This is a genomic window from Novimethylophilus sp. (assembly GCF_036504375.1).
Taxonomy (GTDB): Bacteria; Pseudomonadota; Gammaproteobacteria; order Burkholderiales; family Methylophilaceae; genus Novimethylophilus.
In genome coordinates this window covers 48,891-63,992 of record NZ_DASXVH010000041.1, presented here as the reverse complement: position 1 = coordinate 63,992, position 15,102 = coordinate 48,891, and the positions used below count along the sequence as shown (strand labels likewise).

Sequence of the window (15,102 nt, the reverse complement as noted above, 5' to 3'; positions counted from 1 at the left end):
ACCTGACTACGGAAGTAATCTTAAGCCGTTTCGGAGTTCCGTGAAAGGAAAATACATGTCTGAGCTACAACCGGGGCGGGGCGCGCTTTTTACCGGGGGGCTGGCGGCTATCCTCGCCTCGACCTGCTGCCTGGGGCCGCTGGTGCTGATGGCGTTGGGTTTCAGCGGCGCCTGGATCGGCAACCTGACGGCACTGGAACCATATCGGCCGATCTTCATCGGCGTGGCGCTGGTGTCGATGCTTCTTGCCTGGCGGCGCATTTTTCGCCCGGCACGAGCCTGCAAACCGGGCGATGTCTGCGCAGTTCCGCAGGTACGCACTGCTTACAAGATGATTTTCTGGGTAGTGGCAGCGCTGGTGCTGATGACGCTAGGCTTCCCCTACCTCCTCCCCTGTTCTACTGATTGGAGTCCATCATGAAAAGACTGTTCGCATCATTCACGCTCGCCTTCCTCATCACCGTACCTGCCTGGGCGGCCACCAAGACCGTCGCGTTGTCAGTGCCCGGCATGACCTGCGCCGCCTGTCCGATTACAGTGAAAAAGGCACTGACCAAGGTTGAAGGCGTGACCAAGACCGAGGTCAGTTTCGAGAAGCGCGAAGCCATTGTCATTTTCGACGATACCAGAACCAGCGTAGAGGTATTGATCCACGCGACCCAAAACGCCGGCTATCCATCCACGGAGGTACGCTGAAATGACCAACCCGAAAATGTTGCTGCGTGTCGGCGTGATCGGCACGGTGCTGGTGGCGCTGTGCTGCTTCACCCCGATTCTGGTCATCCTGTTTGGCACGGTCGGGCTGGCGGCTTATACCGGTTATCTGGATGTCGTGCTGCTGCCCGTGCTCGTTGTGTTCGTCGCGCTAGTGATTTATGCCGTTCGGCGGCAGCGCGAAGCGGACCAATGTTGCGCTTCAACCCGTGAAGGAGAAAAGAAATGATCGCAATCAGGATCGACGGCATGACCTGCGCTTCTTGCGCGACGCATGTGCAGGCGGCGCTGGAAAAAGTGCCGGGCGTGCGCAAAGCCTCTGTTTTCTACGACGAGAGCAAGGCGGACGTGGCGGCTGACGAAGGCGTCGATCGCGGTCAAGTGCTGGCCGCCGTCGCGGCATTGGGCTATCGAGCCGCTTTCACTGAAGCCGGCACGGAACGCATGGATGGAATTTCTTCGCCAGGCGACAGCGCAAGCCGCCTGCACGTTGCCATCATCGGCAGCGGCGGAGCCGCAATGGCGGCGGCGCTGAAGGCGGTCGAACTAGGCGCGCATGTCACCCTCATCGAGCGCGGCACCATCGGTGGCACCTGCGTCAATACCGGTTGCGTGCCGTCCAAGATCATGATTCGCGCCGCCCACATCGCCCATCTGCGCCGGAAAAGCTCTTTCGACGATGGCATTTCAGCAACAGTGCCAGTTGTTAGGCGCGACCGCTTGCTCGTCCAACAGCAGGCGCGCGTGGATGAACTCAGACGCGCCAAGTACGAAAATATCCTGGATAGCACCCCGGGCATCACCGTGCTGCGCGGCGAAACCTATTTCAAGGACGGCCATCATCTTATCGTGCGTTTGCACGATGGCGGCGAACGCGAAGTCGTGTTCGACCGCTGCCTAATCGCTACCGGCGCGAGCGCGGTCGTTCCACCAATCCCGGGACTGAATGACACGCCCTACTGGACTTCCACCGAAGCGCTGGTCAGTGACACGGTTCCTGAGCGTCTTGCTGTAATCGGCTCATCGGTGGTGGCAGTGGAACTGGCCCAGGCGTTCGCCCGGCTGGGCAGCAAGGTCACAGTCATGGCGCGCAGCACCTTATTCTTCCGCGAAGATCCGGCCATCGGCGAAGCCGTCACGGCGGCTTTCCGTGCCGATGGCATCGAGGTGCTGGAACACACCCAGGCCAGCAACGTCGCCTATGCGGATGGCGAATTCGTGCTCACCACCGGGCACGGCGAACTGCGCGCCGACAAGCTGCTGGTCGCCACCGGCCGGGCACCCAACACGCGCGTGTTGGCGCTGGAGGCTGCAGGCATCGCAGTCAATGCACAGGGTGCCATCGCTATCGACAGGACCATGCGCACCAGCGCACCGGATATCTATGCCGCCGGCGACTGTACCGACCAGCCGCAATTCGTCTATGTGGCGGCAGCAGCGGGTACCCGCGCGGCGATCAACATGACCGGCGGCGATGCCACTCTCGATATGACCGCCATGCCGGCCGTGGTGTTCACCGATCCGCAGATAGCCACAGTCGGCTTGTCCGAAGCGGAAGCGCACCTCAAGGGCATCGAAACCGACAGCCGCACCCTGACACTGGACAACGTGCCGCGCGCACTGGCCAATTTCGATACCCGAGGCTTCATCAAGCTGGTCGCGGAAAGCGGCAGTGGTCGGCTGTTGGGCGTGCAGGCGGTGACCCCGGAAGCAGGCGAAATTATTCAAACCGCAGCCATCGCCATCCACGCCCGCATGACGGTGCATGAACTCGCCAACCAGTTGTTCCCTTACCTGACGATGGTGGAGGGGCTGAAACTCGCTGCGCAGACCTTCACCAGGGATGTGAAGCAACTGTCCTGCTGTGCCGGATAACGGCCAAACAGAACGGTTTGCTGCCGGATTTTGCATCTATTGAACGCGAAAGGAAGACCGCCATGAAGATCAGGACAATCCGGCAACGTATGGCTATCGCATTGATCCTTATCTTGTTTACATCAAGCGCGCTGGCCGCTCAAGCCGCTTGGCTGCTTCGCGTGGATGGCCTCTCCTGCCCGTTCTGCGCCTATGGCATCGAGAAAAAACTGGGAGCGGTCAAGGGCGTCCAACGGGTCGAAGTCGACATCGCTTCCGGCACGGTAACCGTCACCATGGCGGAAGACGCAGCGCTCGATGCGGCCTCGGCCCAAAAAGCGGTGCAGGACGCCGGCTTCAGCCTGCGCAGCCTCGAACAGATACGGGCTGCCCCGCAAGGCAAGCTGGAGAAATAAGCGATGAAACCGCTGATTGCGGGAAGCGTTTTGCTTGTCCTGGGGATGTGCAGCCCGGCGGCCTGGAGCGCGCCGATCACCTTCAACACAGCGCTTCCGGTGTACGAGGGCGGATACGTGCTGCGCGAGCAGTTCATCTTCATGAAGAATGCCGACGATCCCACACCTGCCAAGCGTGATATGGAAGTGACCGGGTTGGTGTCGGTGCTGGGCTATGGGGTAAACCGAAATTTCGCGCTGTTCGGCATGCTGCCCTATTTCGACAAGCGCCTGGATATGAGCATGGGCGGACAGGATCTCACCCGTCGTCAATCGGGCGTTGGTGATCTCACCTTGCTGGGCCGCTACACCGCATACGAATACAACGCGCCTGGGCGAACCTTTCGTATCGCGCCGTTCTTGGGCGTGAAAGCACCGACCGGTGAGGATAACGCTCGCGACGGTTTAGGACGTCTGCCTCCGCCGGTTCAACCTGGTTCCGGTTCATGGGATGCGCTTGGCGGCGCTGTGCTCACCTACCAGACTCTGGTTTTTCAAATTGACAGCCAAGTAAGCTACAAGGCCAACCGCGAAGCCAACGGCTTCCAGACCGGCAACGTTTTGCAAATCGACGGCTCGCTCCAGTACCGCCTATGGCCGCGTAACTTGGGGGTAGGTGTTCCCGCCTTTCTCTATGGCGTCCTTGAAGCCAATCTCGTGCACGCAGCCAGAGATCGTGTCGACGGTGCAAATAACCTGAACTCAGGCGGCACTACCCTGTTCTTGTCCCCCGGCGTGCAATACGTCACCCGCAAATGGATCGCCGAAGCCGGTGTGCAGATTCCAGTCATCCAGCACCTCAACGGCACGGCGCTCAAAAACGATTATGCATTGACCGCGGGTTTCCGCATCAACTTCTGAAAGGCCAATGGCAAATGCAGCTACGAACGGTATTCAGGTGGGGCAGAAACATCGTGTTCGCATTGGCGGTTCTCGTGGCAGGCGGCTGGCTCGCGTTTGTGCCTTCGGCGAAGGAAGCGCCCTATGCGTTCGTAACCGCATGGGGCGGCAAAGGCAGCGCGCCGGGGCAGTTCAACGATCCGACTGGAATTGCCGTCGCCGGCGATGAAGTGTTCGTTTCCGACTCGCGCAACGGCCGCATCCAGGTCTTCGACCTAGACGGCCGCTTCAAAAGGCAATTCGGCACGCCCGGCAAGGGCATGGGCCAGCTTGGCCGCCCCATGCATCTCACGGTTCACGCCGGCGAGCTTTATGTGGCCGAGTATTTCAACGACCGGATTCAGATCTTCAGTCTCGACGGCCAGACCAAACGCATCATCGGCCAATCCGGCAACGGCCCCGGCCAATTCAACGCTCCCGGCGGCATAGCCGTAGCGCCCACCGGCGACTTGTTGGTCGCGGATTTCTACAACCAGCGCATCCAGCAGCTCAGGGCAGGTGGCACTTTTGTGCGCCAGTGGGGAGTGACGGGCAAGATCGGCATCCGGGCGGGCGAGTTCAACTACCCAACCGACGTGGCTTTCGGCCCCGGCCGGACACTTTATGTGGCGGATGGCTATAATGACCGGATACAGGCGTTTGGCGCCGACGGCGCTTTTCTTCGCAAGTGGGGCGGCCCCTTCGCGATGAATATCTTCGGCCCGTTCAGGGGCTGGTTTGCCACGGTGACCGGCGTTACCATTGACGGGAAAGGCAATGTATACGCCGCCGACTTCTACAATCACCGGGTTCAGAAATTCTCCCCCGAGGGCATATTCCTGACAAGTTTCGGCGCAAAAGGGAGCGGCAAGGGGCAGTTTGATCATGCCATCGCCGTGGCCGTGGCCGGCGACGGAACGGTTTTCGCAGTCGATTTCGGCAACAACCGAATACAAAAATGGCGGCAGTCGGTGCTTTAATGACTTGAAAGGAGAACGGCGATGTGGGGACATATGGATGGCTATGGCTGGGGTGCGATGGGGCTCGGCATGATTGGCATGTCGCTGTTCTGGATACTGCTGATCGTCGGCATCGTTCTGCTGGTGAAGATGCTGCTGGGATCCAGCGGCGCATCCGGGCCGCTCGACATTCTCAAGGAACGCTATGCCCGCGGCGAGATAGATAAAGACGAATTCGACCAGAAGAAGCATGATCTGGGAGACTGACTTTTGCCGCACTTATTTCGCATAACTTTAGCGCTGCTGTTGCTGGCAGCCACCCTGCCTGCGGCATGGGCGCAACAGCCTCCCCGGCCTGACGTGATCGAAATCCCCGCCGGGCCGTTCGTGTCGGGCTCGGATCGCGCCGAGCGCGACTACGCCTACGCGCTGGATGAAGCGGCCTACGGCAGTCCGGTCACCCGCACGCAGCAGTGGTATGAAGGAGAACGTCCACGCGGCATCACTGAAACCGGCGCCTATGCCATTATGACCACGCCGGTCACCAATGCCCAGTATGCAGCATTCGTGCGAGCGACGGGCCATCGCGCGCCCGATGTAGATCGCCGTACCTGGGAGCGCTACGGATTGCGGCATTCCTTCGCCGAAACCCGCCGGTACGCCTGGCGCAATGGAAAACCGCCGCAGGGGCGTGTGCTTCACCCCGTCGTGCTAGTGAGCGCATCCGATGCCGAGGCCTATGCACAATGGCTGAGCAAGGCCACCGGCCATGCTTGGCGGCTGCCCACCGAGGCGGAATGGGAAAAAGCCGCGCGCGGCACGCAAGGATTTTATTTCCCCTGGGGCAATGAGTACGACCCCTCACGTCTCAACAGCGCAGATCGCGGGCCTTTTGACACCACACCAGTGGACAGCCATACAACCGGATCAAGCCCTTTCGGCACGCTCGATGCCGCAGGCCAGGTCTACGAATGGACGGCCGACACCGACGTTAACAGTAATGCTGTGGTCAAAGGCGGCTCATGGGACGACAAGGGCTGCGGAGTGTGCCGTCCTGCTGCGCGCCATACGCGCCCGCCCAACCTCAAGCACATCCTCATCGGCTTCCGGCTGGTGCGGGAGTAGTGTCTAAAGTTTATCGAGCATCTGCTTGATTTCAGCTTTTCTACCTGCCCCCCGCATGGAGCTAATGCATATGCCTTGTTTACTTTAGGGACGGGCTTACCGTGCATAAAGTGGGTTCGATATACGCAATCGCAGTGCCCGAATCGACAGAACGTGCAGAACGAGTGCCAGCGGCACCATGAGGCCAGGGATGTAGGTAAAAGGGAAGGTTCCGATTGCCGCGTTAGGGACTCCGGTCGCTATCAGATGTAACGGCCCGCACGAGTCGAAGCGATTCCATGCCCATCATCAGCCACAACGGAAAGCTCAGTGCTACCGTCAGGCCAATGCGCGGTCGGGCCATGAACATGATGAACATAATGATTGGAGCGAGCAGATAAAACAGTCCTGGTGGCAGCAAGGCCGTGTTAGCAATCACGCCTCCGTACCCAAGCATACCTCCATAAACTATCCATGCAGCAAGCCCAACGAGGGATGGCATCTTATAGCCACTGGGCAGGTAGCGAATAAAGCCTGCCACAAGCATTATGACCACGGTAGCAATGAAGAAAAGAAACAGATTACTCATGTCCGATGCTCCTTCCGACACTTTATGCCAATGGTGTAGTGGCCGGCCCCTCAGCGAGCAAGCCTGAATTCGATGCGTGCGTGGAGAGCCATTTTTCCGATTCCACCGCTAAAGAAGCCCCCATCAGCTTCGGGAAGCCATGAAGCTGCGCGTAATGACCAGGATCGAGCGTTGGCTTGAGCATGATCTTCATCATCCCACCCATTGCACGTAGCATTGACCCAATACTTCTTTTGACCAACGGCGATTTCCCCACATAGCGGCGAACGATGGTCTCGAAATCCTCCGGCTTTTGTCCGATGACCTCAAGGACTGCTTGTGTCGGTGCTCTCAGGGCAAAGGCATTGCGCTTGTAGTCCTCGAAATACCAGAGCACCTGGGCGGTCGTAAAATCGGGAAAATTCAGCGCCCTGGCCACTTTCGTAAACATCGCGGCCGGTGCGTCGAAATACCTGACGGGTCGGCCGAGCACCTTTGCAAAGGTCGCCGTGATGTCCTGCGGCGATAGCAGCACTGAACCGGTCGGGCGGTAGGTTTTTCCAATATGTCTGGCCGGATTGACTAGCGCACCGACGATCACTCGCGCATGGCGGTGCATTCATGCCGTCCCCGAGCGGCATCGGCATCATGCCGAACTGGGCAATCGGCTCCAGTGCAGCCATGTAGTTATCGGCGAACCAGCCTGGATTGATGGTGACCAGGTCGACATTCGGCATCCATGAGAACATCTTGTCGGCCAGCCAGGTTTCACGCGTATGGATAGAATGGTGGCGCGGGTCGGCCAGCCATTGGCTCAGAGCCACGACTACCTCCAGGCGGTGCTCCTGGGCGGCGGCGGCGAAGACCACGCTCGCGCTCAGTGCGTCCGGGAGCAAGGGCGCGCAGAAGTAGGCTCTTTGAACATCATGGAGGGCGCAGCGCACGTCGTCGATGTCATGCAAGTTGCCCACCTGAATATCCGCCCCGAGGGCTTGCAAGGCATTGCTTCGTCCATCCGTGCGGCGCACTAGCGCGCGTACCGGAAAGCCTTGCTCAAGCAATTGTCTGGCCGTCTGGAATCCTGTGTTACCGGATGCGCTGGTCACCAGAATTTTTGGCTTTGCCATGTCGATCTCCTTATGTGCGTGGTCATGCAGTGACTTGTCTGTGCGACACTTGAAATGGACGCTGTCAAGCTGAGCCGCCTTGCTGGTTGCGCCTAAAGTGGGAATACTCCTGCTTTCATGCAGGCCAGCGCCTGAGGAGGACGCTGGCGTTTACGCCGCCGAAGCCGAAGCCGTTCGACAATGCGTGTTCAATGTCCATTGATCTGGCAGCACCGATCACAATGTCCACGCCTTCTGCGGCCGGGTCTGGATTTTCCAGATTACGGGTGGCGGGAACGATCTGGTCACGCAGGGCTAGCGCGGTAAAAATGGCTTCGATCCCCCCGGCGGCTCCCAGTAGATGTCCGGTGGCAGACTTGGTCGAGGTGACCGCAATACGGTTATCCCTGCCGAACAGCGCTTTGATAGCTTCCAACTCCCCGAGATCTCCTACTGGGGTGGAGGTGGCGTGCGCGTTCAGGTGCTGTATGTCGGAAGGCACAAGATATGCCTGTTCCAATGCGGCTTGCATGGCACGTCGGGCACCATTGCCGTCCTCCGGTCCGGAAGTCATGTGATAGGCATCCGCGCTGGTGCCGTACCCAATGATTTCCGCGATGGGCTTGGCGCCTCGCGCCAAGGCATGCTCAAGTGCTTCGATCACCAGTATGCCGGCGCCTTCACCCATCACAAAGCCGTCGCGAGCATTATCGAAGGGCCTGGATGCATGCTCCGGAGCGTCGTTGAAAGAGGTAGACAGGGCGCGGGCGGCAGCGAAGCCTCCCAGGCTGACGAGGTCGATGCAGGCTTCCGCTCCGCCGCAAATGGCGATATCCGCTTCGCCGCAACGGATCAGCCGTGCGGCGTCACCGATGGCCTGAACGCCAGCCGCGCAGGCCGTTACCGGGGCGCCGAGAGGACCTTGGTAACCATGGCGTATGGAAACATGTCCAGCGGCCATGTTGACGAGAAAGGATGGGATGGTGAACGGTGACAGCCGTTGCACGCCGCGCGTATCTGTCACGCGAACGGCATTGGCAATTGCCGGAAATCCACCGATCCCGGAGGCGATGATCGTGGCGGTGCGCTCACGCTCATGTTCGTTTGCGGGAACCCATCCCGATTGGGCAATGGCCTCTTCCGCCGCGGCCAGCGCGAACAGGATGAACCGATCCATTTTGCGTTGATCCTTGGGGGATGCAGCGATGTCCGGATCGAAGCCGGCGTCGCTGTCTTCTTCCTTCGTTGGCACAAGTCCGCCCACTTTTGCTGGGATCGCTGCGACCATTTCTTCCGGCAAGGTGCGCAGGCCGGAGCGGCCAGAAACCAAACGCTGCCAGACCGATTCCACTCCACAGCCCAAGGGAGAAACTATTCCCATGCCTGTTACCACGATACGACGAGAGGCCATTATCGCTGCTTCTCATCTGGGCTTGACGCACCCAAGCCCCGTCGGGATTGGGTCTGTGCAGCCCGTTCGCGCATACTCGCGCTCGCGGCCGGCCCCGGCTGTAACACCACGCTCTCGGCTGTGATCGGCGATAAGCGGTGTCTGTCCATTAGGATCGGCTCCAGCAAATCGCCAGTGTGGCGGTCTGCTAATTGGACGGACACGCCTTCCGGCGTCAGGTGTTTATTGCCCCAGTCGAGCATTGCCACCAACACCGGGAAAAAATCGCGGCCTTTATCCGTCAGGACATATTCGTATCTTTGGGGGCGAGGGTTGTACATGCGCCGTTCAAGCAGGCCATTCTGGGTCAGATGCTTCAGGCGCCGCGTTAGGATGTTAGGGGCGATACCCAAGCTGGACTGGAACTCGTCAAATCTGCTGAGGCCGTGGAATGCGTCGCGCAAGATCAAAATGCTCCACCATTCCCCCACGCATTCAAGGGCTCTGGCGGCCGGGCATTCCATGTTTTTGAAGCTTGTTCGTTGCATAATGAAAGCGACTCTATCAGCAATACTTTCATCATGCAAGTAACATGGGTGTTGGGTTAAAGGGTGAGAAATCGACAAATTCCCACTTCAAGCCATGCGGCAACGAAGATTCACGCACACGCTGAATGTCCAGCAGCCACGAACGCTCCACAGTTGCGCTCTCTCGTGACCAATCAATCTTCGCATCGCCGATCACCTGAAGTTGTCGGCCGTTGTCGAAGTCTATAAACAGCAATCCGGCAAAACCGCTTTCGTGGATATTGCCCAAGGTGTTGAACATGCCGTTTCCAACGTAGTCGGGGATTCGCAAGCGAGTCGTGGATTCGACCCGCACAAAACCCGGGAGGCCGCCTCGATGCGATACGTCAGTGCCGGACTCTTGATGCACGCTGGCGACAAAGCAAGCGTCGGCATTGGCGATCAGGCTCGCATGGTCGGCATTAAGGCTATGATTCTCCTGCATGCAAGGGCGCCCCGGCTGGGTTCGGTCCATGCGCAAGATTCGACGCTGGATGTATTTCGGGCAATTCGGGTAGGCCTGATCGACGATCACATCAAGCCTGCCTTCGGCCAACAACTCATCGGCAACCGAGCGCAAATGGCCATTGATGCGAAGCCGACGCCGTGTTGACAGTTCGATTGCGAGCAAGCTGATTAACCCGTTCTGTCGCAGGTTGTGCCAGAGCGGGTCATGATGGTCAGCCCATGCGCTTGGGACAGCCAATTGAACTTCCGTGCCATCGTGGGTAACGGCAAATCCGGGTTCGCCGAACAGCAGGCTTGGCCAGGCTCCGCGTGCCCCATCCCAACTGCCCAGCACCAGCATCGATTGTGCTGCAAGAAACTGCCAGGCACCCGGAGTGATGCTTTTGGCAATGGCTCGGCCCATGGCTTCACCCTGCCCGGATTTTCCGGCCAGTGCCTGTACTTGGCGTTCGCCGTCATGATATGGACCCGAATTCGTCATCGAACATCGCCCAGAGTAAGTTCCCGCACGGACGGACGCGCCACGGGAAGGCGCGCAATCAGTGCGGGAGAACGGTTAGAAAGTAACGACGTTGTAGCCATCGGCCAATAGGCGTGCGATGCTGGGAAGGCCGCTCGTCCCGGGAACAGCGCACTCGCTGACCAATTTAAACCCGTGATCCAGGGCTGTTTCACGCGCATCAAACACGTCTGCACACCCGCTTGAAACGCCGGCGATCTTGTCTTTGACCGCTTCGTAAAGGCCATTTACGGGATGGTCTGGAGATGTGATCAGGCCGGACCAGCGAGTGCCGGTGCCCTGAAACAGCACAGTGACGTCATGTCCGCGCTGCTTGGCGTCATAGGCGGTGACAAGGGCATTGAACACCCGGCCAAGCGATTCTTCGCTACCTGATTTTGGATCTGAAAGTATGATGACAGCAGTTTTATTCACGTGATTCTCCTTTGGTAAATCCTGTCGGATGGGCAGGTACCGAATCATATGAATTTCGAGTAACTGAATAAATGATGCAGTGTTATCATAATTACTCCGATTAACGGAGTAATCGAATGGACAAGCTGAACAGCATGCGTGTTGTGGTTGCGGTTGCCGATGCAGGCAGCCTGACCGATGCGGCCGCTGATTTAGGCACTTCGCTGCCGACTGTGGTGCGAGTGCTTGCCGCCACTGAACGGCGTCTGGGGGTCCGTCTTTTCGAGCGAACGACCCGTCAGGTTCGTATTACCGAAGAAGGGCGCCTGTTTGTCGAGGCGGGCAGGAGAATACTCAACGAAGTGGCCGAGATTGAGGATTCGTTGCAGGACAGGCGAACCGAACCGGTCGGGTTGTTGGCTATTACGGCACCGGTTCTATTTGGCCGGCTGCACGTCACTCCGGTGTTGAACGCATTCCTGAGTCAATATCGCGATGTGTCAGCAAGGCTGATACTGATTGACCGGGTAGTCGACCTGATTGAAGAAGGTATCGATGTGGCTGTGCGAATCGGACATGTCACTACTTCGGACCTGGTGGTGTCCACTGTCGGAACTGTCAGACGATGCCTATGTGCGTCGCCCGCCCTACTGGATGCAATTGATCCCATCAACCAGCCTGGCGATCTCCAGCGGGCACCATTCATTCGCATCCTGGGTTTGATGCCGAGCAATCGCCTGACTTTCCAATCAGAAGGCGCCCTTCAAGGGGTTGACCTGACAAACATCCGAATGACGACAAATCAAGCTGATACAGCAGTGATGTCGTGTATCGACGGCCTCGGAGTCGGTGTGTTCCTGTCATATCAAATCCAGGAAGCCGTTTCCACGGGAAAGCTTCGAGTTATCCTGGAAGCGTTTGAACCTGAGCCACTGCCTGTCTCCCTTGTCTATTCGCCGACAAAACGAATCTCTGCTCGAACCAGGGTGTTCATCAGCTGGGTCAAATTGCATTTGAGTGAACGACTGGTGCCTGGGATGAGCAAGTCTGTGTAATTAGTCAACCGGGGGTTCGCACTTCATCCCGATCTCCGTAGCACCCTAAAACAACTGAACGTGATGCTTTATACGAAGAAAGTTGAAATCCTTACAATCATGGGTTACAGCGGTTGCATAAATGGCTGATCTTTTTTCATTTCTGCAGTACACATAAATCGAAGGACGTCAGTTTTGCCGACATTTCTAAACAGCAAATGTTTTTTATTTACTGAGTCTTGATAAGAATTCCCTGCTTGTAGAATTTTCAAACCCTCACCTTCATACTGCGATTTTCATACTGCGATTTTGCAACCCCAACCTAATGAGACAATGCCGCCTCACGCCGACAGGCGCCAGGACTCACCCCGATGTACTTCTTGAATGCCTTGCCGAACGAGGCCTCCGACTGGTAACCGACCCGCTCGGCAATCGTCGGCATGGTCATGCTGGTCGATATCAGCATCTCCTTGGCTTTTTGCATGCGCCACTCGGTCAGGTAATGCATCGGTGTCCGCCCTGCAAGCGTATGAAAACGTTGGGTGAACGCGGTGCGCGACATGCCGGCATGCTGTGCAAGTTCTTCCAGAGACCAGGCGTATTCAGGCCGTAGATGCATGGCATTCAGCGCCAGCCCTACTTTGGCATCGGCGATGGCGCCGAGGATGCCCGGAGGAGTTGCCGTCTGGGCGATGTAGGCGCGCATGATCTGGGCGAAGAGAACCTCCACCAGGCGGTTCACCACGGCTTCAGTACCGGGTCGCATGGCACGGGTTTCATAGCAGATGAAATTGATCGTCGTTTGCAGCCAGGACATTTCGGTGGCATCCGCCCCCTGAATATGGATTAAAGGGGGCAGGGCATCTATCAAAGGGTAACGTACGTTGCGGTCGAACTCGAAATAGCCGCACAGAATGTTGGCGGTAGTGCCGCCACTGCCGTAAACCACCGGGCCGTAACGATCTATTTTTCGACTACCGATAATGGCTTCCGCGGGCAACGCCACACTGTCCGGTGCATCGAGCAGCACATGGGCGTGTCCATGCGGAAACACCACCACATCCCCTGCCTCAAGGCAGATGGATTTTTCCATGTCAGCCATTTTCAGCCAGCAACTGCCGCGCGCGACCACATGGAATTCGGCGACCGGCGTCCGGTCGATATCCATACCCCAAGGGGCGGATAGCTCGCATCGGAAATAGACTTCACCTCTCAAGCGCATTGATGCAAGTATGTCTGTCAGTGCATCCATAATAGAATATTCCGTTCTTATGAGCATAAATTATGAACTAATTATCATTGTTAGTACACGTTATAAAAAATAATATGATAACTGTAATTGCGCACAAGCCACCCCGGCCGAGCGAACTACTTTTTCGTATCATCATTGAAAGGAATCGAAATGTCTGCACAACCCACCCTCACACTGCCGATGCAATCCATAGCAAGCAGCGAACCCAGAGCAAAGGAGGTCCTGGAAAAAGCCCTCAAGCAAGTGGGTTTCATTCCCAACATGTATGGTTACATGGTCAACTCCCCTGCCCTGCTGGACACCTATCTTTTCGGTTACAACCAGTTCCGCACCGAATCCGGCCTCAACCCGGCCGAACAGGAAGTGGTGTTTCTCACCATCAGCCGCGAAAATGCCTGCCATTACTGCGTAGCCGCGCACAGTCTGATCGCGGATGCGTTCTCCAAGGTACCCCTCGACGTGACCGATGCCATTCGCAACGGCACGGAAATCCCGGATACCAAGCTGAAGGCATTGAGCCATTTCACCAAGGTGCTGCTCGACTCGCGCGGCCATCCTTGCAAGACCGAGGTCGCGGCCTTTATCGCGGCAGGCTACACGGAAGCCCATGTGCTGAGCATTCTTCTGGCAATCAGCGTCAAGACGCTCAGCAACTATGCCAACCACCTGTTCGAGACACCGCTGGACGACATGTTCAAACCGCGCGAATGGAGCCCAACTCGCACAGGTTCCGCCTGCGGCAGCAAGGAATGCGCCGCATAAATGCACGGCATCTGATCTAGCCATTCTTCACACTGGTTGCGGGGAATGGCATTTATCGAATGCATTACATGGGGAATCAATCATGATCGACCAAAATCAATTCAATATCACTAAATATTCCCAGGCCCCGCTCCGCATGGAAGCCAAGGCCGGATTCAGCGCATCCCCGGAAAAACTGTTTACTACCATATCGAGCCCTCATGCCGTGGCCAGCTGGGTACCGCTCATGCTGTCACTGTCCATGGAATATGGTACGGCTGGCAGCGGAACCGAATGCGGGGTTGGTTCCGTCAGACACTGCGCAATGCGCGGCATGGGGGAGCTCAATGAAACCATCGTCTGGTGGAATCCACCCCATGGGTACGCATTCCAGGTGTCTACAAAAATAAAAATGATGTTGCCCACGGAGGATCACGTCTCCGTAATGTTCGTCGAACCCGACGGAAATGGTGGCAGCATGCTGACCTGGCAACACTATTTCAATTGGCGCGGGTTGCTGATGCGCCATATGGCCGCCGTCATGCTGCCTATGATGATGAATACGGCGCTGAATAATATCCGCAGGGAACTCGGCGGTGCAGGTGGAAAAATGCGCCGGGTCAGACAGTGCGAGGCATCGCATTGCCAGGAAAATTGTTGTAAGTAAATTGTCGAAGCGACGTCTAATATTCATCTCAAAAGAATGCCATCATGAAATCGCTCCTGTATTTCTTGTCCATGCTGGCCATATTGATTGCCACAAGCGCCTTGGCAGAGCAAATTCCTTACACACAGCCGGTTTTCGACAAACTGATCAAGGAAAGCAAGCCGGTACTGGTTGAGGTGCATGCCGACTGGTGTTCGACCTGCCGCGCGCAAGCCGGCATTACCGATGCCTTGCTCAGGGAAAAACCTTATCGCGGCATCCGTTCCCTCAGAGTCGATTACGACAGCCAGAAAGATGTGGTGCGAGCCCTGCACGTACCCATACAGAGCACGCTCATTGTGTTCAAAGGCGGTAAGGAAGTCGGCCGCAGCCTGGGAGATACCTCACGCGAAGGCATCGAAAACCTGCTGAAAAAAGCCATATAAAAGGAAC

General features: G+C 57.5%; 20 protein-coding genes and 1 pseudogene. 13 read left to right on the top strand and 8 right to left on the bottom strand.

The window, feature by feature from the left end:
- Positions 1-55 precede the first annotated feature (55 nt).
- The 9 genes from merT (at position 56) to VGK14_RS05800 (ending at position 5,986) form a co-directional block, all read left to right on the top strand.
- On the top strand, positions 56-421 hold the full coding sequence (gene merT / locus VGK14_RS05840) for a mercuric ion transporter MerT (RefSeq protein ID WP_331508004.1): 366 nt from the start codon (positions 56-58) through the stop codon (positions 419-421).
- Entirely contained in the window at positions 418-696 is a 279-nt protein-coding gene (gene merP / locus VGK14_RS05835; RefSeq protein ID WP_331508003.1) for a mercury resistance system periplasmic binding protein MerP, read from the top strand. The genes merT and merP overlap by 4 nt, the downstream gene beginning before the upstream one ends.
- A gap of 1 nt (position 697) precedes the next feature.
- Complete coding sequence (gene merF / locus VGK14_RS05830) at positions 698-943, top strand: mercury resistance system transport protein MerF (RefSeq protein ID WP_331508002.1); 246 nt, start codon at positions 698-700, stop codon at positions 941-943.
- Positions 940-2,589 (top strand): mercury(II) reductase, encoded by a 1,650-nt coding sequence (merA, locus tag VGK14_RS05825; protein WP_331508001.1) that lies wholly within the window; start codon positions 940-942, stop codon positions 2,587-2,589. The genes merF and merA overlap by 4 nt, the downstream gene beginning before the upstream one ends.
- A 62-nt stretch (positions 2,590-2,651) precedes the next feature.
- On the top strand, positions 2,652-2,984 hold the full coding sequence (locus VGK14_RS05820; RefSeq protein ID WP_331508000.1) for a heavy metal-associated domain-containing protein: 333 nt from the start codon (positions 2,652-2,654) through the stop codon (positions 2,982-2,984).
- A gap of 3 nt (positions 2,985-2,987) precedes the next feature.
- On the top strand, positions 2,988-3,884 hold the full coding sequence (locus VGK14_RS05815; RefSeq protein WP_331507999.1) for a transporter: 897 nt from the start codon (positions 2,988-2,990) through the stop codon (positions 3,882-3,884).
- Between the two features lie 53 nt (positions 3,885-3,937).
- Positions 3,938-4,882 carry an NHL repeat-containing protein gene (locus tag VGK14_RS05810; protein WP_331507998.1) on the top strand — a complete coding sequence of 315 codons (945 nt, stop codon included), beginning with the start codon at positions 3,938-3,940 and terminating at the stop codon, positions 4,880-4,882.
- 21 nt (positions 4,883-4,903) lie between these two features.
- Positions 4,904-5,128, top strand: a complete 225-nt coding sequence (locus VGK14_RS05805) for an SHOCT domain-containing protein (protein WP_331507997.1) — start codon at positions 4,904-4,906, stop codon at positions 5,126-5,128.
- 3 nt (positions 5,129-5,131) lie between these two features.
- Entirely contained in the window at positions 5,132-5,986 is an 855-nt protein-coding gene (locus tag VGK14_RS05800; protein WP_331507996.1) for a formylglycine-generating enzyme family protein, read from the top strand.
- Between the two features lie 223 nt (positions 5,987-6,209).
- Here the strand turns inward: VGK14_RS05800 and VGK14_RS05795 are convergent, their stop codons facing one another.
- The 7 genes and pseudogenes from VGK14_RS05795 to VGK14_RS05765 form a co-directional block, all read right to left on the bottom strand.
- Positions 6,210-6,554, bottom strand: a complete 345-nt coding sequence (locus VGK14_RS05795) for a hypothetical protein (protein ID WP_331507995.1) — start codon at positions 6,552-6,554, stop codon at positions 6,210-6,212.
- A 22-nt stretch (positions 6,555-6,576) separates the two neighbouring features.
- A complete protein-coding gene (locus tag VGK14_RS05790; protein WP_331507994.1) occupies positions 6,577-7,152 on the bottom strand; it encodes a hypothetical protein in 576 nt (191 codons plus the stop codon).
- A 235-nt stretch (positions 7,153-7,387) separates the two neighbouring features.
- A pseudogene (locus VGK14_RS14640) lies at positions 7,388-7,660 on the bottom strand (NAD(P)H-binding protein); the annotation flags it as partial.
- Positions 7,661-7,775: 115 nt separating this feature from the next.
- A complete protein-coding gene (gene fabF / locus VGK14_RS05780) occupies positions 7,776-9,050 on the bottom strand; it encodes a beta-ketoacyl-ACP synthase II (RefSeq protein WP_331507992.1) in 1,275 nt (424 codons plus the stop codon).
- Positions 9,050-9,577: a helix-turn-helix domain-containing protein gene (locus VGK14_RS05775; RefSeq protein ID WP_331507990.1), complete on the bottom strand. Its 528-nt coding sequence runs from the start codon at positions 9,575-9,577 to the stop codon at positions 9,050-9,052. Before VGK14_RS05775 ends, fabF begins: the two co-directional genes overlap by 1 nt.
- Positions 9,578-9,608: 31 nt before the next feature.
- Positions 9,609-10,544: a pyridoxamine 5'-phosphate oxidase family protein gene (locus VGK14_RS05770; RefSeq protein WP_331507989.1), complete on the bottom strand. Its 936-nt coding sequence runs from the start codon at positions 10,542-10,544 to the stop codon at positions 9,609-9,611.
- A gap of 75 nt (positions 10,545-10,619) precedes the next feature.
- Positions 10,620-10,997, bottom strand: a complete 378-nt coding sequence (locus VGK14_RS05765; protein WP_331507988.1) for a DsrE family protein — start codon at positions 10,995-10,997, stop codon at positions 10,620-10,622.
- Positions 10,998-11,113: 116 nt separating this feature from the next.
- Between VGK14_RS05765 and VGK14_RS05760 the strand changes: the two genes are divergently transcribed.
- On the top strand, positions 11,114-12,031 hold the full coding sequence (locus tag VGK14_RS05760) for a LysR family transcriptional regulator (RefSeq protein WP_331507987.1): 918 nt from the start codon (positions 11,114-11,116) through the stop codon (positions 12,029-12,031).
- A 301-nt stretch (positions 12,032-12,332) separates the two neighbouring features.
- Here VGK14_RS05760 and VGK14_RS05755 read toward each other — a convergent pair whose 3' ends face one another.
- On the bottom strand, positions 12,333-13,262 hold the full coding sequence (locus VGK14_RS05755) for an AraC family transcriptional regulator (protein WP_331507986.1): 930 nt from the start codon (positions 13,260-13,262) through the stop codon (positions 12,333-12,335).
- A 150-nt stretch (positions 13,263-13,412) separates the two neighbouring features.
- Here VGK14_RS05755 and VGK14_RS05750 point away from each other — a divergent pair, with 150 nt between their 5' ends.
- From VGK14_RS05750 to VGK14_RS05740, 3 genes are all read left to right on the top strand, one after another.
- Entirely contained in the window at positions 13,413-14,024 is a 612-nt protein-coding gene (locus tag VGK14_RS05750) for a carboxymuconolactone decarboxylase family protein (RefSeq protein WP_331507985.1), read from the top strand.
- 82 nt (positions 14,025-14,106) lie between these two features.
- Positions 14,107-14,670: an SRPBCC family protein gene (locus tag VGK14_RS05745; RefSeq protein ID WP_331507984.1), complete on the top strand. Its 564-nt coding sequence runs from the start codon at positions 14,107-14,109 to the stop codon at positions 14,668-14,670.
- Positions 14,671-14,714: 44 nt separating this feature from the next.
- Positions 14,715-15,095, top strand: coding sequence for a thioredoxin family protein (locus VGK14_RS05740; protein ID WP_331507983.1), 381 nt, complete (start codon positions 14,715-14,717; stop codon positions 15,093-15,095).
- The last annotated feature ends 7 nt before the right edge of the window (positions 15,096-15,102 follow it).